Here is an 18,239-nt window from a genome sequence, read left to right as displayed (position 1 = left end):
CAGACAAAATCATAACCCTGGATTCACAAGCATCTTACACTCAGAGACTATTTTCGCTATGGTTAGGGTTAAGCGTTGCTGGTGGCACGGCCACGGCAATATAATGAGAATTGTTATCATTCTAAAAATGCTTGAGGAGTAAGAGATGGCTATAACTAAGCTGGTCCTGGTGCGTCACGGCGAAAGCCAGTGGAACAACGAAAACCGCTTTACCGGTTGGTACGACGTTGATCTGTCTGAGAAAGGCGTAAGCGAAGCAAAAGCAGCGGGTAAACTGCTGAAGGAAGAAGGCTTCAGCTTTGATTTTGCTTACACCTCTGTGCTGAAACGTGCCATCCACACCCTGTGGAACGTGCTGGACGAACTGGATCAGGCCTGGCTGCCGGTTGAGAAGTCCTGGAAACTGAACGAACGTCACTACGGTGCGCTGCAGGGCCTGAACAAAGCGGAAACCGCTGAGAAATATGGCGATGAGCAGGTTAAACAGTGGCGTCGCGGCTTCGCAATCACTCCACCAGAACTGACCAAAGATGACGAGCGTTACCCGGGCCACGACCCGCGCTACGCGAAGCTGACCGACGCTGAGCTGCCAACCACCGAAAGCCTGGCGCTGACCATCGACCGCGTTGTGCCTTACTGGAACGAAACCATTCTGCCACGCCTGAAAAGCGGCGAGCGCGTGATCATCGCTGCTCACGGTAACTCCCTGCGTGCGCTGGTGAAATACCTGGACAACATGGGTGAAGACGAAATCCTCGAACTGAACATCCCAACCGGCGTACCGCTGGTGTATGAGTTCGACGAAAACTTCAAGCCAATCAAACACTACTATCTGGGTAACGCAGAAGAGATCGCGGCGAAAGCAGCGGCTGTCGCGAACCAGGGTAAAGCGAAGTAACTTTCGCAAGGCATAAAAAAAAGCGCGGAGCCTTCCGCGCTTTTTTATTTGTGCCTGAGAATTCAGCCGCGGCGCGCTTTTACCGCATTCGCCAGCTGACGCAGGATGGTATCGGTATCGTCCCAGCCAATGCAGGCATCGGTGACGCTTTTGCCATACACCAGCGGCTCGCTGCCTTCCAGGTTCTGGTTACCTTCAACCAGATGGCTTTCGATCATTACCCCAATCACCGCCTTCTCACCGACGGCAATCTGCTGGCAGACGTCTGCACCCACTTCCATCTGCTTTTTAAACTGCTTGCTGGAGTTGGCATGGCTGAAATCGATCATCACCTGCGGTGGCAGCCCGGCTTTTTCCAGCCCGACCTTCACTTCCGCCACGTGTTTCGCGCTGTAGTTCGGCTCTTTGCCGCCGCGCAGAATGATATGGCAGTCACCGTTACCGCTGGTGTTAACGATGGCGGAATGGCCCCATTTGGTCACGGACAGGAAGCAGTGCGGCGCACCCGCTGCGTTGATGGCGTCGATAGCCACCTTAATGGTGCCGTCAGTGCCGTTTTTGAAACCCACCGGGCAAGAAAGACCGGACGCCAGCTCGCGGTGAACCTGAGATTCGGTTGTGCGGGCACCAATTGCGCCCCAGCTCATCAGGTCTGCCAGATATTGTGGCGTAATCATGTCGAGGAATTCACCGGCCGCAGGCAGGCCGCTGTCGTTGATCTCCAGCAGCAGCTTGCGCGCAATGCGCAGGCCGTCGTTGATCTGGAAGCTGTTATCCATATGCGGATCGTTAATCAGCCCTTTCCAGCCCACGGTGGTGCGCGGTTTTTCAAAATAAACGCGCATCACGATTTCCAGCTCGTCCTTCAGCTCTTCACGGAGGGTGAGCAGACGGGCTGCGTACTCTTTCGCAGCTGCAGGATCGTGAATAGAGCACGGACCAATCACCACCAGAAGACGATCGTCATTACCTTTCAGGATTTTATGGATCGCTTTACGAGCATGAGAAACCGTATTTGCGGCATTTTCAGTGGCGGGGAATTTCTCAAGGAGCGCTACAGGAGGTAATAACTCATTGATCTCTTTAATACGTAAATCGTCGTTCTGATAATTCATTTTCTTTCCAGCTCTGCCATATCTTTAGTAATGAAAGCAATCCTTTCAATCTATCTTGTCGACCAGGAAGTGTAAACACGGTTTTACACTTCACGCAGATAATTCCTGGAATTCGCCTAAAAATCGCCACAAAATAGCGAAAAATGAGATCTAACCTAAGCTTTTTAACTGTAACAACCAATTTTACACGCTTAAACGCGATTCCCTACTGACGTAAGTCCGTAAGGCGGAATCTTTCGCCTCAGAAAAAGATGCACTGTTGGAGAATGTTATCCAGCGTAACGACAAGAACAGGAGCACCATGATGAAAATGACAAAACTGGCAACCCTCTTCCTGACCGCCACACTCACTCTGGCCAGCGGCAGCGTCCTGGCCGCGGAAACGGGCACATCAGACAGCAACGGTGATGCGAATGCCGCTGCGGCAGCAGGCCAGCCCGCACCTGATGCGAAACAGAATATCGCCCCGAATAATGTCGACAACAGCCAGATCAATACCGGCAACACTAACACCGGAGGTACCATGCTGCATCCCAACGGCAGCGGTTCCGGCACCATGAATCATGACAATATGAGTTCGGACGAGGTTCATAAGAACTCAATGTGCAAGGACGGCAAATGCCCTGACCCTAATGACAAAGTAGGAAACGACGCGAATACCAAAACCGATGGCACCACCCAGTAATGGGGATGTTCGGTAAGAAAAAGGAGAGCTCTGGCTCTCCTTTCTTTTTGGAGTAACCTATTAAAAACGCTACACTAAAAACAATAACACATCAGGAAAGCAGACATGGCGCACTCCCATTCTCACTCACACTCTCCCGGCAACGACAACGCTAAACGACTGATGCTGGCCTTTGGCGTCACGGCAACGTTTATGATTATCGAGGTCATTGGCGGCCTGATCTCCGGCTCTCTGGCGCTACTGGCTGATGCCGGACACATGCTGACCGATGCCGCAGCGCTGCTCTTCGCCCTGCTTGCGGTACAGTTTGCGCGTCGTCCTCCGAATGCGCGCCATACCTTCGGCTGGCTGAGGCTGACAACACTCGCCGCATTTGTTAACGCCATTGCGCTGGTGGTCATTACCGTTCTTATCGTCTGGGAGGCCGTACAGCGCTTCAGACACCCGCAGCCTATCGCCGGGGCGACAATGATGGTGATTGCCGTGGCGGGGCTGCTGGCAAATATCCTGGCCTTCTGGATTTTGCACCGCGGCAGCGGGGAAAAGAACCTCAACGTACGCGCTGCGGCTCTGCATGTTCTGGGTGATTTGCTCGGCTCAGTCGGGGCGATTGTCGCCGCGCTGGTGATCCTCTACACCGGCTGGACGCCTGTCGATCCTATTCTGTCCGTGCTGGTGTCGTGTCTGGTCCTGCGCAGCGCCTGGCGGCTGCTGAAGGAGAGCGTGAATGAACTGCTTGAAGGGGCACCGGCATCAATGGATATTGACGAGCTGAAGCGCAACCTGCGCCGTTCGGTCCCGGAAGTCCGCAACGTTCATCACGTGCACGTCTGGCTGGTGGGGGAGAAACCGGTCATGACGCTGCACGTCCAGGTGATCCCGCCTCACGACCACGATGCGCTGCTTGAGCGCATCCAGCATTTTCTCGTACATCACTACGAAATTGGCCACGCCACCATCCAGATGGAGTATCAGCCCTGTAACGGGCCGGACTGCCACCTTAACGAGGCGCAGTCCGGACATTCACATCAGCATCACCACTAGCTGGAAAGCGCGTGAGAACCTCGCTCACGCGCGCTCTTAATCCACATCCGGCTGCCGTTGAGCGCGATGAAGGTCAGCAGCAGATATTCCAGCGACATCGCATAGACGCCCTGCAGGGCGAAGATCGCCACGCTGATCACGTTGATGATGACCCACAGCAGCCAGTTTTCAACGTATTTACGGGTCATCAGGATCATCGCTGCAATCGACAGCACCATCATGCAGGAATCCCAGAACGGGAAGGCATCCGGCTGGAGCTCGGGCATCGTCACGTTCAGGCCGAAACCGGACATGACCGAAACGGCAACGCGGGTCAGAAACGCAAACACCGGGTTGATATAGACGGTCATTAAACCAATGGCGACCACGCAGGCGACAAACCAGCCGATGGCTTTCGGCAAGGGAAGCCAGCGGATCTGCAGCTCTGCCTCCTGCTGGCTGTTCTGACGCGACCACGCGTACCAGCCGTAGATATTGGCGGCGAAGAAGAACAGCTGCAAAAGCAGGCTGGCGTACAGCTGGATCTGAAAGAAGATAATCGCAAACAGCGTAACGTTAATCAGCCCGAACGCATAGTTGCTGATCTTCTCCAGGCTTGCCAGCCAGATACAGAGTAATCCCGCCAGCGTGCCAACGGCCTCAATCCATGACAGGTCATAGCCACCTGCACCAATCGGTATATGAACCAGAATGTTCTGCGTGCTAAAAAAATCCATCTTTTCCCCGGGGCGTTGTGAATTAAGTACGTAGTGTAGCCGCAAAATCCAGCATGCGGTTAAGCGGGATCAACGCACCTTCACGCAGAGCGGCGTCCACATGGATTTCATGTGCTGCACCGCCCGTCTCGAGCCCTTCGGCAATGGCCTTCAGGCCGTTCATCGCCATCCACGGGCAATGCGCACAGCTGCGACACGTTGCGCCCTCACCCGCCGTTGGCGCTTCAAGGAGCTCTTTCTCCGGCACGGCCTGCTGCATCTTGTAGAAGATACCGCGATCGGTCGCCACGATGAGCTGCTTGTGAGGCAACGTCCTGGCCGCGTTGATAAGCTGGCTGGTTGAGCCCACGGCGTCCGCCATGTCGACAATAGACTGCGGTGATTCAGGGTGAACAAGGATCGCGGCGTCAGGATAAAGAGCCTTCATGCGCGCCAGCGCCTGGGTTTTAAATTCGTCGTGCACAATGCAAGCACCCTGCCAGCAGAGAACGTCAGCCCCCGTCTGCTTCTGGACATAATTTCCAAGATGGCGGTCAGGCGCCCAGATGATTTTCTCGCCCAGGCTATCCAGATGTTCAATCAGCTCAACGGCGATGCTTGAGGTTACAACCCAGTCTGCCCGCGCTTTTACCGCCGCAGAGGTATTGGCGTAAACCACCACGGTCCGGTCAGGGTGGGCGTCACAGAAGGCCGTGAATTCGTCAATCGGGCAGCCGAGATCCAGAGAACACTCTGCATTAAGCGTCGGCATCAGAATGGTTTTTTCAGGGCTCAGGATCTTTGCCGTTTCGCCCATAAAACGCACGCCAGCAACCAGCAGCGTGGAAGCAGGATGTTTTGCACCGAAGCGTGCCATCTCCAGTGAGTCAGAAATACAGCCCCCGGTTTCTTCCGCCAGCTGCTGAATTTCCGGGTCGGTGTAGTAATGGGCCACCATCACTGCATCTCGTTCTTTGAGAAGACGTTTGATCTTCTCACGGTAGAATTGCTTTTCATCCAGGCTCAGCGGGACTGGCTTTGGCGGAAACGGATAGATTGCGGCTTCAGGATCAAACATCACACTCATTATGGCTTCTCGTTTTACGGGCTTAACAATATTGCCTTTCTTTTGCATGACATAGCAAAACGCATGGCAATTGTGTTTTGTATACTAAACAAGATAGCGAATATGAGCGGAAAAGTCACCGGAAATAGGTGCGGATAGCATTTGTCGGGTGGCGGCTTCACCTTGCCCGACCTGCACAGACGACAGATAGCAAAAAGGCGCCTTTAGGGCGCCTTTCTACACTGGTGGGTCGTGCAGGATTCGAACCTGCGACCAATTGATTAAAAGTCAACTGCTCTACCAACTGAGCTAACGACCCCTTGCGGGATTTTTTTCTTCGAAGTGGTGGGTCGTGCAGGATTCGAACCTGCGACCAATTGATTAAAAGTCAACTGCTCTACCAACTGAGCTAACGACCCATTCGGGTGCTGACTTCGAAGATTTTTACTCGGTACCACCGGAGAGTGGTGGGTCGTGCAGGATTCGAACCTGCGACCAATTGATTAAAAGTCAACTGCTCTACCAACTGAGCTAACGACCCGAGTGGTGGGTGATGACGGGCTCGAACCGCCGACCCCCTCCGTGTAAAGGAGATGCTCTACCAACTGAGCTAATCACCCACTCTGTACTGCCGGTATGCGTTAAGTGGTGGGTCGTGCAGGATGACTCGGCTTCGCCTCGCCCTACGGGCCGTTGCTGACGCAACGTTATCCTTCACGTTTTACTACTACTTCCACCTGACTTAGTGGTGGGTCGTGCAGGATTCGAACCTGCGACCAATTGATTAAAAGTCAACTGCTCTACCAACTGAGCTAACGACCCACTTTTACGCTGTTTTCACGTTGTTTGATATCCCGTGGCAACGGCGGCATATATTACTGATTTAAGAATTCAGCGCAACAAAAATTTCGATGAAGATCACTTAACTGCTTACGAATCATGCTGCACGACCAGAAATAACGCGATTTCTGGTCATGCGATAATCATCCCATCGAATTCAGACGTTTTTGCGCCTGCTTGGCACCTTCGGTACCCGGGAATTTGGAGACCACCTGCTGATAAACCGCTTTGGCTTTCGCAGTGTCGCCTTTGTCCTGCATGATGACGCCCACTTTGTACATCGCATCAGGCGCTTTTGGCGATTTCGGGTAGTTTTTTACCACGGAGGCAAAATAAAACGCCGCATCGTCCTTTTTACCCTTGTTGTAATTCAGCTGACCGAGCCAGTAATTCGCATTTGGCTGATAAGTGGAATCAGGGTATTTCTTAACAAAGTTCTGAAACGCAGCAAGCGCGTCATCCTGACGAGATTGATCCTGCACCAGGGCAATGGCCGCGTTGTAGTCCGTATTCGCGTCACCGCTCTGTACAGGCGCCCCTGTTGAAGCAGAAGCATCCGCAGCCGGAGCTGATGTCGCCGCACCGGTCTGATCGCCCGCGGCTGGCTGTGCTTGTGCTGCACCACCACCGCTACTCAGGCTATCTATCTGCAGCAAAATCTGCTTCTGACGTTCCACAACCTGGTTCAACTGATACTGGCTTTCCTGAATCTGGCCGCGGAGAGAGTCAATATCGTTTTGGTTATCAGAAAGTTGTTGCTGGAGTTGGGTTAAAAGCTGGCTGTGAGCGTTAGAAATACGCTCGAGTTGAGTGACCCGGTCTTCTACCGAGCCTGAGCCGACACTACTGATTGGTGCCTGAGCAAAAGCGGCCCAGGGGGCCGCTATTCCAACCAGTAACGACAGACTCAACAGATGATGTCTGAAGTTACTGCTCATGCAATTCTCTTAGTAAACCAGTACGGCACGACGGTTTTTGGAGTAAGCCGCTTCGTCGTGACCCAGTACTGCAGGTTTTTCTTTACCGTAAGAAACGATGGAGATCTGGTCAGCAGAAACGCCTTTACCCTGCAGGTACATTTTAACAGCGTTAGCACGACGTTCACCCAGGGAGATGTTGTACTCTGGAGTACCACGTTCGTCCGCGTGACCTTCTACGGTGACTTTGTAAGATGGGTTGCTACGCAGGAAGTTAGCGTGAGCATCCAGCATCGCAGCGAAGTCAGAACGGATGTCGTATTTATCCAGATCGAAGTAAACGATGTTGTTCTGCTGCAGCTGCTGCATCTGAAGACGCGCCTGCTCTTCAGAAGACATGTTGCCATTGCCGTTCGCGTCCATACCGGTGCCGGCACCCATCATGCCTTCGCCGCTCTGGTCATTGCTGGCGTTCTTGTTAGAAGAACACGCTGCGATTGCCATTACAGGCAGAGCGATCATCAGCCCCTTCAGCACTTTGTTCAGTTGCATTTCTATGATTCCTTTAGTAATCAATTAATTATTATTTACAGATACGGCGACCAGGCAGGTGATTTTACCTGTCCATCAGTTGCCGGAATACGCGCTTTGAAACGCCCATCTGTAGAAACCAGATTCAGCACAGATCCCATCCCCTGAGAAGAGCTGTAGATTACCATCGTGCCGTTAGGTGCCAGACTTGGCGTTTCATCCAGGAACGTTGACGACAGAACTTGAACGCCACCCGCTACCAGATCCTGTTTGGCAATGTGCTGCTGCCCACCGTTGGAACTCACCATTACCATAAATTTACCGTCGCTGCTCACGTCTGAGTTCTGGTTCTGCGAACCTTCCCAGGTAATACGCTGCGGAGCACCGCCGTTGATGTTGACTTTGTAGATTTGTGGACGGCCAGCCTGGTCAGAGGTAAACGCCAGGTTTTGACTGTCCGGGAACCATGAAGGTTCGGTGTTGTTGCTGCGACCGTCGGTCACCTGACGAATCTGGCCAGAGCCAATGTCCATCACGTACAGGTTCAGGCTACCGGTTTTTGACAGCGCAAACGCCAGTTTAGACCCGTCCGGAGAGAAGGAAGGCGCACCGTTGTGACGTGGGAAAGAGGCCACCTGACGAACAGCACCGTTTGCCAGGGTCTGGATAACCAGCGCTGAACGGCCGCTTTCGAAGGTTACATAGGCCAGTTTAGAACCGTCCGGAGACCAGGCTGGAGACATCAGCGGCTGAGAAGAACGTTTCACCAGGAACTGGTTGTAGCCGTCGTAGTCAGATACGCGCAGCTCATACGGGAACTGACCACCGTTGGTCTGTACCACATAAGCAATACGGGTACGGAACGCCCCTTTAATGCCGGTCAGTTTTTCAAATACCGCATCGCTGGCAGCGTGTGCCGCGTAGCGCAGGTACTGCTTAGTGACCTTGTAAGAGTTCTGTGCCAGAACGGTACCCGGTGCACCGCCGGTATCCACCAGCTGCCAGGCCACGTTGTAAGAGCCGTCCGGGTTAGGCGTAACCTGACCCACAACCACGGCATCAATACCCAGTGCAGACCATGCTGCAGGCTGTACTTCCTGCGCGCTGCCCGGCTGCTGAGGCAGACGAGAACGATCTAACGGGTTGAATTTACCGCTGTTACGCAGGTCAGCCGCCACGATGCCACCGGCATCTTCAGGTGCAGCGCCAGGACCGGCCCACTGGAACGGGACAACACCGATTGGGCGTGCCGAGTCCACCCCCTGGGTGATCTCGATACGTACTTCTGCGTGCAGTACTGCTGCCCACAGCATTAAAAAACTAAATGCTACACGTAATGCCTGCTTCATCATATCTCCCTTATCCGGGTAACCTTACCCACGATAATTTAGCAGAATGTTAACAAACTCAAATAGACAAAACTACCAGAACCCTGTGACTAAACCTGGTCTATTTTTCCCCGTTTGCACGGGGAAAATGTAACTTAAGGTTTGAAGTCCAGCGGCGCATTTTTGAAGACTTCGTAAACTGCCTGAGACGGCGGTTTAGGCATCTTCGCCTGACGCGCTGCAGCCAGGGCCGCAGTACATAAAGCCGGGTCGCCACCTTCAGACTTAATATCCAGCAGCATGCCGTCCGGAGCCAGTTTTATACGCAACGTACACGTTTTACCGGTATAGGAAGACGCATCATAGAATCGGCTTTCAATAGCGGATTTAATCTGCGCGGCATAACCGTTGATTTCAGCCCCTGTCGCACCGTTACTCTTAGTGTTACCACTTCCCGTCGGCGCTGCGTTGTTTCCTTTCGCACCACCGCCCGTTTTCGGTGCATTCTTACCTGAGCTCAAATCGCCCAGCAGATCGTCAACCCCTGCGGCTGCAGCGGCTTTTTCAGCGGCAGCGGCCTTTTTGGCAGCCGCTTTATCAGCAGCAGCTTTCTTATCGGCAGCGGCCTTCTCAGCTGCAGCTTTCTTATCGGCGGCAGCCTTCTCAGCTGCAGCTTTTTTATCAGCAGCGGCTTTTTCTGCGGCGGCTGCTTTTTCTGCTGCCGCTTTCTCAGCAGCAGCCGCTTTCTTAGCGGCCTCGGCAGCAGCTTTCTTCTCTGCATCCTGAGCGGCTTTTTTCGCGGCTTCGGCTTCAGCTTTCTTCTGAGCATCAGCAGCGGCTTTCTTCGCGGCTTCCGCTTCAGCTTTCTTCTGAGCATCGGCCGCGGCTTTCTTCGCGGCTTCCGCTTCAGCTTTCTTCTGAGCATCCGCAGCGGCTTTCTTCGCCGCTTCTGCCGCTAATTTAGCCTGGGCATCAGCCTGTGCTTTCGCGTCCGCTGCGGCTTTTGCTGCCGCCTCTTCCGCCTGCTTTTGCTGTTCCTGGGCTTTCTTCGCGGCCTCTTCGGCTTGCTTCTGCTGTTCCGCCTGCTCTTTCGCAGCTTCCTGCGCCTGCAAACGCTCTTTCTCAAGCTGCTTCAGACGCTCCTGCTCTGCAGCCTGCTTTTCACGCAGCTCTTCCGCCTGCTGTTGCGACTGTTTTTCACGCTGCTCTTCAGCCCGTTTGGCACTCGCCTTCTGCTGTTGTTCGCGATTATAGTTCTGTACTACCGCACCGGGATCCACCATCACGGCGTCAATGGAAGACCCTCCACCGCCGCCGGCTGATGCATCAATATGCTCGTCGAACGAACTCCAGATCAGCGCTGCAAAGAGAATCACGTGCAGCACTGCGGAGACGATTATCGCTCGCTTAAGCTTGTCGTTCTGTTCGGTTGCCTTTGACACTATCGGTTCCCAAAAACTACGCGGATGATCAAATAGGTTGGGTCATTAAGCCAACTGACTTAACACCCGCACTATGTAGCAAGTTCAGCGCTTTAATAATTTCATCGTAGGGTACGTCTTTCGCGCCACCGATTAAGAAGACCGTTTTCGGATTTGACTCCAGGCGACGCTGCGCTTCAGCAATCACCTGCTCGGGCGGAAGCTGATCCATACGATCTTTCTCAACCACGACGCTGTATTGCCCTACGCCGGAAACCTCAATGATAACCGGAGGATCGTCATTGGTGCTCACCGCCTGTGATTCTGTCGCATCCGGCAGATCCACTTCCACACTCTGGGTAATGATTGGCGCTGTCGCCATGAAGATCAGCAGCAGTACCAGCAGGACGTCCAGCAGTGGAACGATATTGATTTCGGACTTGAGCTCGCGACGACCTCGTCCACGCGATCTGGCCATGGTTTACCCCTTGTTGCTCTCGGTGCTGGTAAACGCCTGACGGTGCAGAATCGCAGTGAACTCTTCCATAAAGTTGTCGTAGTTCAGTTCCAGTTTGTTCACGCGCTGGTTCAGACGGTTGTAAGCCATAACCGCAGGAATTGCCGCAAACAGACCGATAGCGGTCGCAATCAGTGCTTCAGCGATACCCGGTGCAACCATCTGCAACGTCGCCTGCTTCACCGCGCCCAGCGCGATAAAGGCGTGCATAATCCCCCACACGGTACCAAACAGGCCGATATACGGGCTGATGGAACCGACAGTGCCGAGGAATGGAATGTGCGTTTCGAGATTTTCCAGCTCGCGGTTCATAGAGATGCGCATCGCACGCGAGGCACCTTCCACCACCGCTTCCGGCGCATGATTGTTTGCACGATGCAGACGAGCAAACTCTTTGAAACCGCTATAAAAAATTTGCTCGGAGCCTGTAAGGTTTTCACGGCGTCCCTGGCTTTCCTGGTACAGACGAGAAAGCTCAATACCCGACCAGAACTTATCTTCAAACGCTTCAGCTTCACGGCCAGCGGCATTGAGGATACGCGTTCTCTGGATGATGATGGCCCAGGATGCGATTGAAAAACCAATCAAAATCAACATGATAAGTTTAACCAGAAGGCTTGCCTTCAGGAACAAATCAAGGATATTCATGTCAGTCACTGCTTAAACTCCGCGACAATAGACTTAGGAAGCGCACGAGGCTTCATTATGGTTGGATCAACACAAACAATCAGCACTTCAGCTGAGTTCAGTACGGTATTCTCTGCGTTGACTATCCGCTGCGTGAAAACCAGTGAGGTCCCGCGCATTGATGTAATTTCAGTTTGGACTTCGAGCATATCGTCGAGTCTGGCAGGCGCAAAATACTCAAGCGTCATCTTGCGAACCACGAAGGCAACTCGCTCAGCCAACAGTACCTGTTGACTAAAGTGATGATGGCGCAGCATCTCTGTGCGTGCCCGTTCATAAAAAGCAACGTAGCTGGCGTGGTAAACCACACCACCGGCATCGGTATCTTCGTAATAGACACGAACCGGCCATCGAAACAGCGTTGTATTCACTTTACATCCCGGTAATGCAACAAAAGTTAATGCTTTTAAACTTCGCTACTATACGCGCGGGAAAGAGGGTTGGGAATGGGAGAAAGTAAACGGAGAGTAAATTTTTATGGGCTCGGGTAAGCCCATAACGTTAACGGACATTTCTTATTCAGAAGAAGAAGAAAATCAAACCGGCGAGAAGCACCAGATCGGCAATCAGCGGGCAAAAAATTCCCTGCCAGTGAACGGCTTTCGGACGAAAGCCCACGCCGTGGATCACACCTGCGCATACCGCCCACATAATGAGAAAGCCGTGCCAGATTTCAAGCTCGCTGGTTTTCGCTGCAAAGCGCGAAGGGTCCCAGAAGATACAACCTGCCAGCAGTAATGCCATCACTAAAGAAAGCGCCCGTAACGGGCGCTTGTCCATTACCGCGTAAAGTTTCGCGATAATATTCATCAGTGTTTTTCTTCACCCGCTTTGGTCGCTTCCACGTGCTCAAGCGCCAGGGCAGTGATGACACCAAATGCACAGGCAAGAAGCGTCCCTAAAATCCATGCGAAATACCACATATTCAGCTCCTTACTTAGTACATAGAGTGGGTGTTGCTTTCGATATGTTCTTTAGTGATACGACCGAACATTTTCCAGTAACACCAGATGGTGTAGGCCAGAACAATCGGAACGAACACGCAGGCAACATACGTCATCAGGTTCAGCGTCATATGGCTGGACGTTGCGTCCCACATGGTCAGGCTAGCATTCAGCATGGTGCTGGATGGCATGACGAATGGAAACATCGCAATCCCCGATGTCAGGATGATGCACGCCAGGGTCAGTGATGAGAACACGAACGCCAGAGCGCCTTTCTCCAGACGAGACGTCAACACGGTCAGCAGCGGCAGCAATACGCCCAGAGCCGGGATAGCCCACAGCGCAGGGGTATTGTTAAAGTTAACCAGCCATGCACCTGCCTGACGCGCCACTTCTTTGGTCAGCGGATTAGACGGCGCAGTATGGTTGATTGCAGACGTCACCACGTAGCCATCAATGCCGTACACCACCCACACACCGGCCAGCGCGAAGCAGACCAGCGTCACCAGTGCCGCAACCTGAGCCGTCGCACGGGAACGCAGGTGCAGTTCACCAACCGTACGCATCTGCAGATAAGTTGCGCCCTGAGTGATGATCATCGCCACGCTCACCACGCCTGCCAGCAGACCAAACGGGTTCAGCAGCTGGAAGAAGTTACCGGTGTAGTAAAGACGCATGTATTCGTCCAGGTGGAACGGTACGCCCTGCAGCAGGTTACCGAACGCCACGCCGATCACCAGCGGTGGAACGAAGCTACCGATGAAGATGCCCCAGTCCCACATGTTGCGCCAGCGGGTGTCTTCAATCTTGGAACGGTAGTCGAAACCGACCGGACGGAAGAATAAAGAGGCCAGCACCAGAATCATCGCCACGTAGAAGCCGGAGAACGCAGCCGCGTAGACCATCGGCCAGGCAGCGAACAGCGCGCCGCCTGCGGTGATCAGCCACACCTGGTTACCGTCCCAGTGAGGGGCGATGGAGTTGATCATGATTCGACGCTCGGTGTCATTACGACCGAGGAAACGGGTGAGCATCCCCACCCCCATGTCGAAACCATCCGTGACGGCGAAACCGATCAGCAGAACGCCGATCAACAGCCACCAGATAAAACGCAATACTTCATAATCGATCATTTGATGACTCCTGTCTTAGCGTGCCGGCTGAGTAGTCGCAGTGGACTGCTCGTAGTGATAGCGACCGGTTTTCAGGCTGCTTGGGCCAAGGCGCGCGAACTTGAACATCAGGAACAGTTCAGCCACCAGGAACAGGGTGTACAGACCACAAATCAGCAGCATGGAGAAGATCAGGTCGCCCGCTGTCAGGGACGAGTTCGCTACCGCCGTTGGCAGTACCTCACCAATCGCCCATGGCTGACGGCCATACTCCGCAACAAACCAGCCGGATTCGATAGCGATCCACGGCAGTGGAATACCGTACAGCGCGGTGCGCAGCAGCCATTTTTTCTCGCCGATGCGGTTGCGAATCACGGACCAGAAGGACGCCGCAATAATCAGCAGCATGATGATGCCGCAGCCCACCATGATACGGAATGCGAAGTACAGTGGCGCAACGCGTGGAATCGAGTCTTTGGTTGCCATCTGGATCTGCGCTTCTGTCGCATCAGAAACGTTCGGGGTATAACGCTTCAGCAGCAGACCGTAACCCAGATCTTTCTTCACGTTGTTGAACTGATCGCGAACGGCCTGGTCGGTAGAACCGGCACGCAGCTGTTCCAGCAGCGAGTAGGCTTTCATACCGTTACGGATGCGCTCTTCGTGCTGAACCATCAGCTCTTTCAGACCGGTCACCTGCTTATCAACAGAACGGGTGGCGATAATACCCAGCGCGTAAGGGATCTGAATGGCGAAGCGGTTTTCCTGCGCGTCCTGATCGGGAATACCGAACAGCGTAAAAGCAGCAGGTGCCGGTTGGGTTTCCCATTCAGCTTCGATGGCGGCCAGTTTGGTTTTCTGCACGTCACCCATTTCGTAACCGGATTCATCACCCAGAACGATAACAGAGAGGATTGCAGCCATACCGAAGCTTGCAGCGATAGCAAAGGAGCGCTTAGCAAACGCGAAGTCACGACCGCGCAGCATGTAGTAAGAACTGATACCCAGGATAAACATCGCGCCGCACACGTAGCCAGAAGCAACGGTGTGAACGAATTTAACCTGCGCAACCGGGTTCAGGACCAGCTCGGCAAAGCTGACCATCTCCATACGCATGGTTTCGAAGTTGAAATCAGACGCGATAGGGTTCTGCATCCAGCCGTTCGCCACCAGAATCCACAGTGCGGACAGGTTCGAACCTAATGCCACCAGCCAGGTCACCGCCATATGCTGGACTTTACCCAGACGATCCCAGCCGAAGAAGAACAGACCTACAAAGGTGGATTCGAGGAAGAATGCCATCAGACCTTCAATGGCCAGCGGCGCACCGAAGATATCCCCGACATAGTGGGAATAGTAAGACCAGTTAGTCCCGAACTGGAACTCCATGGTCAAACCGGTTGCCACGCCCAGCGCGAAGTTGATACCAAACAACTTGCCCCAGAACTTGGTCATATCTTTATAAATCTGTTTGCCGGAGAGAACGTATACCGTTTCCATAATGGCCAGCAGGAACGCCATACCGAGCGTCAGTGGCACAAACAGGAAGTGGTACATCGCGGTCAAGGCAAACTGTAAGCGCGACAGTTCGACTATATCTAACATCATGACTCCTTGCTCATCGCATGAAGACTCCGAGAGTGAACCCCGTCAGAGAGAGATCCACACGCATGCCCCAATACAAATTATTCGCATCCTTGTCGTCGTTATTACCCTGAAGGAGGATAAAAACGATGACGTGAGGTTACAAATACGTTAATAAAAAACTCAAATTGATCCCGCAAATATAATACGCTGCAAAACCCTTACAATAAACAGGTTTTTATTGAATCACATTTACGTTTTTCGACGGCGATCAATTTATAGCAAAATTACCACTTTTCGGCCATTTTGATCGGGGACAATTTACCGCCTTTTGATGGGTTTTTCCAAGGATTAAACATTGATTTAAATCAAAAACAATCCGTTGTGTTAAATGTGTTTTGATGGGGTGAACATAGTAAAAACCATGTTAAAGATATGTATATAAAATACAATTAAGGTTATCAAGTCGATTGATGAATATAAACAGAAGTGATTTTTATTAACTCAGAAGCCCGAATGCCTAATTTATTCAGGACATAAATTTTAGTGCGTTTTTCGTTTTTTTCCATCCGCTCTCTTTAAGGCAAATAAATAACAATTATTTTACTTTTATCCCCCTCTCTAATTAACACCATATAGTGACTATTACATGACGCCCGACAGGCAATAAAAAAGGCCGCTTTACAGCGGCCAACCATGTCGAAACGGACATTTTTATACTTCAACGCCCCCCTTTTGGGGAGCAGAGAGGACTTACTTAATGATGGATTTCAGTGCTTCGCCGATATCCGCCAGGCTGCGAACGGTTTTCACGCCTGCGGCTTCCAGCGCTGCGAATTTCTCATCAGCCGTACCCTTACCACCGGCGATGATCGCGCCTGCGTGACCCATACGCTTGCCTTTCGGCGCGGTCACACCCGCGATGTAACCGACAACTGGCTTGGTCACGTGTTCTTTGATGTAAGCAGCCGCTTCTTCTTCCGCGCTACCACCGATCTCACCGATCATCACGATCGCTTCGGTCTGTGGATCTTCCTGGAACAGCTTCAGGATGTCGATGAAGTTAGAGCCCGGGATCGGGTCACCGCCGATGCCCACGCAGGTGGACTGGCCGAAGCCGTAATCGGTGGTCTGCTTCACTGCTTCATAGGTCAGCGTACCGGAACGGGACACGATGCCCACTTTACCCGGCTTGTGAATGTGGCCCGGCATGATGCCGATTTTGCATTCGCCCGGGGTGATAACGCCAGGGCAGTTCGGGCCGATCATGCGCACGCCTGCTTCATCCAGCTTCACTTTCACGGTCAGCATATCCAGCGTCGGGATGCCTTCAGTAATAGTGATGATCAGTTTGATGCCTGCGTCGATCGCTTCCAGAATGGAGTCTTTGCAGAACGGAGCCGGAACGTAGATCACGGTCGCGGTTGCGCCCGTCGCTTCTACGGCTTCACGCACGGTGTTGAACACCGGCAGGCCCAGGTGCGTGGTGCCGCCTTTACCTGGCGTTACGCCGCCAACCATCTGCGTGCCGTAGGCAATCGCCTGTTCGGAGTGGAAAGTCCCCTGGCTACCGGTGAAGCCCTGGCAGATAACCTTGGTATCTTTATTAATTAAAACTGACATTATTTCCCCTCCACTGCGGCAACAACCTGCTGAGCTGCATCCGTCAGACTTTTCGCTGCAATAATATTCAGGCCGCTGTCAGCCAGTTTTTTCGCGCCAAGTTCAGCGTTGTTACCTTCCAGACGCACAACCACCGGAACGTTAACACCCACTTCTTCTACCGCACCGATGATACCGTCGGCGATCAGGTCGCAACGAACGATGCCGCCGAAGATGTTAACCAGAACGGCCTTCACGTTGTCGTCAGAGAGGATGATTTTGAACGCTTCGGTTACGCGCTCTTTGGTTGCGCCACCGCCTACGTCGAGGAAGTTTGCTGGCTCACCGCCGTGCAGCTTAACGATGTCCATGGTGCCCATTGCCAGGCCCGCACCGTTAACCATACAGCCGATGTTGCCGTCCAGCGCCACGTAGTTCAGCTCCCACTGTGCAGCCTGCGCTTCACGTGGGTCTTCCTGAGACTGATCGCGCATTTCGCGCAGATCGGACTGGCGGAACAGCGCGTTGCCGTCAGCGCCCAGCTTGCCGTCGAGGCAGATCAGGTCGCCCTGGGTGGTGATCACCAGCGGGTTGATCTCGATCAGCGCCAGGTCGCGCTCCAGGAAGATGTTCGCCAGACCCATGAAGATCTTGGTGAACTGCTGAACCAGCTTGCCTTCCAGGCCCAGTTTGAACGCCAGCTCGCGACCCTGGTAAGGCATTGGGCCTGCCAGCGGATCGATTGCCACTTTGTGGATCAGGTGCGGGGTTTCTTCCGCCACTTTTTCGATTTCCACGCCGCCTTCGGTAGACGCCATGAACACCACGCGACGTGAGCTACGGTCAACAACCGCGCCCAGGTACAATTCTTTCGCGATGTCGGTCGCCGCTTCAACCAGGATCTGGTTAACCGGCTGGCCGTTCGCATCTGTCTGGTACGTTACCAGACGCTTGCCGAGCCAATGTTCAGCAAACGCACGAATCTCTTCTTTGCTCTTAACAACCTTCACACCGCCCGCTTTACCACGGCCACCAGCGTGAACCTGACACTTAACTACCCAAGGGCCGGAACCGATTTTAGATGCGGCTTCTTCTGCTTCACGCGGGGTAGTACAGGCATAACCCACCGGAGCCGGTAAGCCATACCGGGCAAACAGCTGTTTGGCCTGATATTCATGTAAGTTCATGTGTTCTATCCATCCTTCAGGTAATCGTTAGGTCGTGCTTTTATTGGCCCGGCAGCCATACGCCGC

At 53.3% G+C, this 18,239-nt stretch carries 19 protein-coding genes and 5 tRNA genes; 3 read left to right on the top strand and 21 right to left on the bottom strand.

All coding sequences use genetic code 11. The features are described 5' to 3' along the window. The first annotated feature begins 145 nt into the window (after positions 1 to 145). A complete protein-coding gene (gene gpmA, locus P346_RS06530; RefSeq protein WP_023310804.1) occupies positions 146 to 898 on the top strand; it encodes a 2,3-diphosphoglycerate-dependent phosphoglycerate mutase in 753 nt (250 codons plus the stop codon). Positions 899 to 960: 62 nt separating this feature from the next. On the opposite strand, the gene aroG is transcribed toward gpmA, so the two are convergent. Next, positions 961 to 2,013, bottom strand: coding sequence for a 3-deoxy-7-phosphoheptulonate synthase AroG (gene aroG, locus P346_RS06535; protein ID WP_032661164.1), 1,053 nt, complete (start codon positions 2,011 to 2,013; stop codon positions 961 to 963). Between the two features lie 304 nt (positions 2,014 to 2,317). On the opposite strand from aroG, the gene P346_RS06540 reads away from it, so the two are divergent. Further along, on the top strand, positions 2,318 to 2,698 hold the full coding sequence (locus tag P346_RS06540) for a protein YbgS (protein ID WP_032661161.1): 381 nt from the start codon (positions 2,318 to 2,320) through the stop codon (positions 2,696 to 2,698). 105 nt (positions 2,699 to 2,803) lie between these two features. Next, positions 2,804 to 3,742 carry a CDF family zinc transporter ZitB gene (gene zitB / locus P346_RS06545; RefSeq protein WP_032661159.1) on the top strand — a complete coding sequence of 313 codons (939 nt, stop codon included), beginning with the start codon at positions 2,804 to 2,806 and terminating at the stop codon, positions 3,740 to 3,742. Here the strand turns inward: zitB and pnuC are convergent. The 20 genes from pnuC to sucC form a co-directional block, all read right to left on the bottom strand. After that, the gene (pnuC, locus tag P346_RS06550) at positions 3,739 to 4,458 is read right to left on the bottom strand and encodes a nicotinamide riboside transporter PnuC (RefSeq protein ID WP_032661156.1); all 720 of its coding nucleotides are present in this window, start codon (positions 4,456 to 4,458) and stop codon (positions 3,739 to 3,741) included. The two genes, zitB and pnuC, sit on opposite strands and share 4 nt — an antisense overlap. Before the next feature lie 22 nt (positions 4,459 to 4,480). Then, complete coding sequence (gene nadA, locus P346_RS06555) at positions 4,481 to 5,524, bottom strand: quinolinate synthase NadA (RefSeq protein ID WP_032661153.1); 1,044 nt, start codon at positions 5,522 to 5,524, stop codon at positions 4,481 to 4,483. Positions 5,525 to 5,746: 222 nt separating this feature from the next. After that, positions 5,747 to 5,822: transfer RNA gene (locus tag P346_RS06560), tRNA-Lys, on the bottom strand. Between the two features lie 24 nt (positions 5,823 to 5,846). Next, positions 5,847 to 5,922: transfer RNA gene (locus tag P346_RS06565), tRNA-Lys, on the bottom strand. 46 nt (positions 5,923 to 5,968) lie between these two features. After that, positions 5,969 to 6,044: transfer RNA gene (locus P346_RS06570), tRNA-Lys, on the bottom strand. A 3-nt stretch (positions 6,045 to 6,047) separates the two neighbouring features. Then, a tRNA-Val gene (locus P346_RS06575) sits at positions 6,048 to 6,123 on the bottom strand. 126 nt (positions 6,124 to 6,249) lie between these two features. Continuing rightward, a tRNA-Lys gene (locus P346_RS06580) sits at positions 6,250 to 6,325 on the bottom strand. 161 nt (positions 6,326 to 6,486) lie between these two features. Beyond that, complete coding sequence (cpoB, locus tag P346_RS06585; RefSeq protein WP_032661151.1) at positions 6,487 to 7,281, bottom strand: cell division protein CpoB; 795 nt, start codon at positions 7,279 to 7,281, stop codon at positions 6,487 to 6,489. A gap of 9 nt (positions 7,282 to 7,290) precedes the next feature. Further along, a complete protein-coding gene (gene pal / locus P346_RS06590; protein ID WP_003858578.1) occupies positions 7,291 to 7,812 on the bottom strand; it encodes a peptidoglycan-associated lipoprotein Pal in 522 nt (173 codons plus the stop codon). A gap of 35 nt (positions 7,813 to 7,847) precedes the next feature. Next, positions 7,848 to 9,140, bottom strand: coding sequence for a Tol-Pal system beta propeller repeat protein TolB (tolB, locus tag P346_RS06595; protein WP_008501103.1), 1,293 nt, complete (start codon positions 9,138 to 9,140; stop codon positions 7,848 to 7,850). 134 nt (positions 9,141 to 9,274) lie between these two features. Beyond that, positions 9,275 to 10,561 (bottom strand): cell envelope integrity protein TolA, encoded by a 1,287-nt coding sequence (tolA, locus tag P346_RS06600; RefSeq protein ID WP_032661148.1) that lies wholly within the window; start codon positions 10,559 to 10,561, stop codon positions 9,275 to 9,277. Between the two features lie 28 nt (positions 10,562 to 10,589). Next, positions 10,590 to 11,018: a colicin uptake protein TolR gene (gene tolR / locus P346_RS06605; RefSeq protein WP_003858589.1), complete on the bottom strand. Its 429-nt coding sequence runs from the start codon at positions 11,016 to 11,018 to the stop codon at positions 10,590 to 10,592. A 3-nt stretch (positions 11,019 to 11,021) separates the two neighbouring features. Continuing rightward, positions 11,022 to 11,714, bottom strand: a complete 693-nt coding sequence (gene tolQ / locus P346_RS06610; protein WP_008501101.1) for a Tol-Pal system protein TolQ — start codon at positions 11,712 to 11,714, stop codon at positions 11,022 to 11,024. After that, positions 11,711 to 12,115 carry a tol-pal system-associated acyl-CoA thioesterase gene (ybgC, locus tag P346_RS06615; RefSeq protein ID WP_003858593.1) on the bottom strand — a complete coding sequence of 135 codons (405 nt, stop codon included), beginning with the start codon at positions 12,113 to 12,115 and terminating at the stop codon, positions 11,711 to 11,713. Before ybgC ends, tolQ begins: the two co-directional genes overlap by 4 nt. 148 nt (positions 12,116 to 12,263) lie before the next feature. Then, positions 12,264 to 12,554, bottom strand: a complete 291-nt coding sequence (ybgE, locus tag P346_RS06620) for a cyd operon protein YbgE (RefSeq protein WP_008501100.1) — start codon at positions 12,552 to 12,554, stop codon at positions 12,264 to 12,266. Beyond that, positions 12,554 to 12,667, bottom strand: coding sequence for a cytochrome bd-I oxidase subunit CydX (gene cydX, locus P346_RS06625; protein WP_003858598.1), 114 nt, complete (start codon positions 12,665 to 12,667; stop codon positions 12,554 to 12,556). Before cydX ends, ybgE begins: the two co-directional genes overlap by 1 nt. A 14-nt stretch (positions 12,668 to 12,681) precedes the next feature. Continuing rightward, positions 12,682 to 13,821 carry a cytochrome d ubiquinol oxidase subunit II gene (gene cydB / locus P346_RS06630; protein ID WP_023334940.1) on the bottom strand — a complete coding sequence of 380 codons (1,140 nt, stop codon included), beginning with the start codon at positions 13,819 to 13,821 and terminating at the stop codon, positions 12,682 to 12,684. 15 nt (positions 13,822 to 13,836) lie between these two features. Beyond that, positions 13,837 to 15,405, bottom strand: coding sequence for a cytochrome ubiquinol oxidase subunit I (cydA, locus tag P346_RS06635; protein WP_032661145.1), 1,569 nt, complete (start codon positions 15,403 to 15,405; stop codon positions 13,837 to 13,839). A 732-nt stretch (positions 15,406 to 16,137) separates the two neighbouring features. Further along, positions 16,138 to 17,007: a succinate--CoA ligase subunit alpha gene (sucD, locus tag P346_RS06640; RefSeq protein ID WP_008501094.1), complete on the bottom strand. Its 870-nt coding sequence runs from the start codon at positions 17,005 to 17,007 to the stop codon at positions 16,138 to 16,140. After that, entirely contained in the window at positions 17,007 to 18,173 is a 1,167-nt protein-coding gene (gene sucC / locus P346_RS06645; RefSeq protein WP_023310791.1) for an ADP-forming succinate--CoA ligase subunit beta, read from the bottom strand. The genes sucD and sucC overlap by 1 nt, the downstream gene beginning before the upstream one ends. Positions 18,174 to 18,239: the final 66 nt, after the last annotated feature.

The organism is Enterobacter sp. DC1, assembly GCF_000568075.1.
Lineage (GTDB): Bacteria > Pseudomonadota > Gammaproteobacteria > Enterobacterales > Enterobacteriaceae > Enterobacter > Enterobacter asburiae.
The sequence above is the reverse complement of the archived record's forward strand: the minus strand, read 5'-3'. Positions and strand labels throughout refer to the sequence as shown.

Excerpts from the sequence above, each read along its gene's own strand:
- cydA (WP_032661145.1), bottom strand. The coding sequence starts at position 15,405 with ATGTTAGATATAGTCGAACTGTCGCGCTTACAGTTTGCCTTGACCGCG.
- sucD (WP_008501094.1), bottom strand. The coding sequence starts at position 17,007 with ATGTCAGTTTTAATTAATAAAGATACCAAGGTTATCTGCCAGGGCTTC.
- gpmA (WP_023310804.1), top strand. The coding sequence starts at position 146 with ATGGCTATAACTAAGCTGGTCCTGGTGCGTCACGGCGAAAGCCAGTGG.
- zitB (WP_032661159.1), top strand. The coding sequence starts at position 2,804 with ATGGCGCACTCCCATTCTCACTCACACTCTCCCGGCAACGACAACGCT.
- tolB (WP_008501103.1), bottom strand. The coding sequence starts at position 9,140 with ATGAAGCAGGCATTACGTGTAGCATTTAGTTTTTTAATGCTGTGGGCA.
- ybgE (WP_008501100.1), bottom strand. The coding sequence starts at position 12,554 with ATGAATATTATCGCGAAACTTTACGCGGTAATGGACAAGCGCCCGTTA.
- cydX (WP_003858598.1), bottom strand. The coding sequence starts at position 12,667 with ATGTGGTATTTCGCATGGATTTTAGGGACGCTTCTTGCCTGTGCATTT.
- pal (WP_003858578.1), bottom strand. The coding sequence starts at position 7,812 with ATGCAACTGAACAAAGTGCTGAAGGGGCTGATGATCGCTCTGCCTGTA.
- P346_RS06540 (WP_032661161.1), top strand. The coding sequence starts at position 2,318 with ATGAAAATGACAAAACTGGCAACCCTCTTCCTGACCGCCACACTCACT.
- cpoB (WP_032661151.1), bottom strand. The coding sequence starts at position 7,281 with ATGAGCAGTAACTTCAGACATCATCTGTTGAGTCTGTCGTTACTGGTT.
- sucC (WP_023310791.1), bottom strand. The coding sequence starts at position 18,173 with ATGAACTTACATGAATATCAGGCCAAACAGCTGTTTGCCCGGTATGGC.
- cydB (WP_023334940.1), bottom strand. The coding sequence starts at position 13,821 with ATGATCGATTATGAAGTATTGCGTTTTATCTGGTGGCTGTTGATCGGC.
- nadA (WP_032661153.1), bottom strand. The coding sequence starts at position 5,524 with ATGAGTGTGATGTTTGATCCTGAAGCCGCAATCTATCCGTTTCCGCCA.
- tolR (WP_003858589.1), bottom strand. The coding sequence starts at position 11,018 with ATGGCCAGATCGCGTGGACGAGGTCGTCGCGAGCTCAAGTCCGAAATC.
- aroG (WP_032661164.1), bottom strand. The coding sequence starts at position 2,013 with ATGAATTATCAGAACGACGATTTACGTATTAAAGAGATCAATGAGTTA.
- pnuC (WP_032661156.1), bottom strand. The coding sequence starts at position 4,458 with ATGGATTTTTTTAGCACGCAGAACATTCTGGTTCATATACCGATTGGT.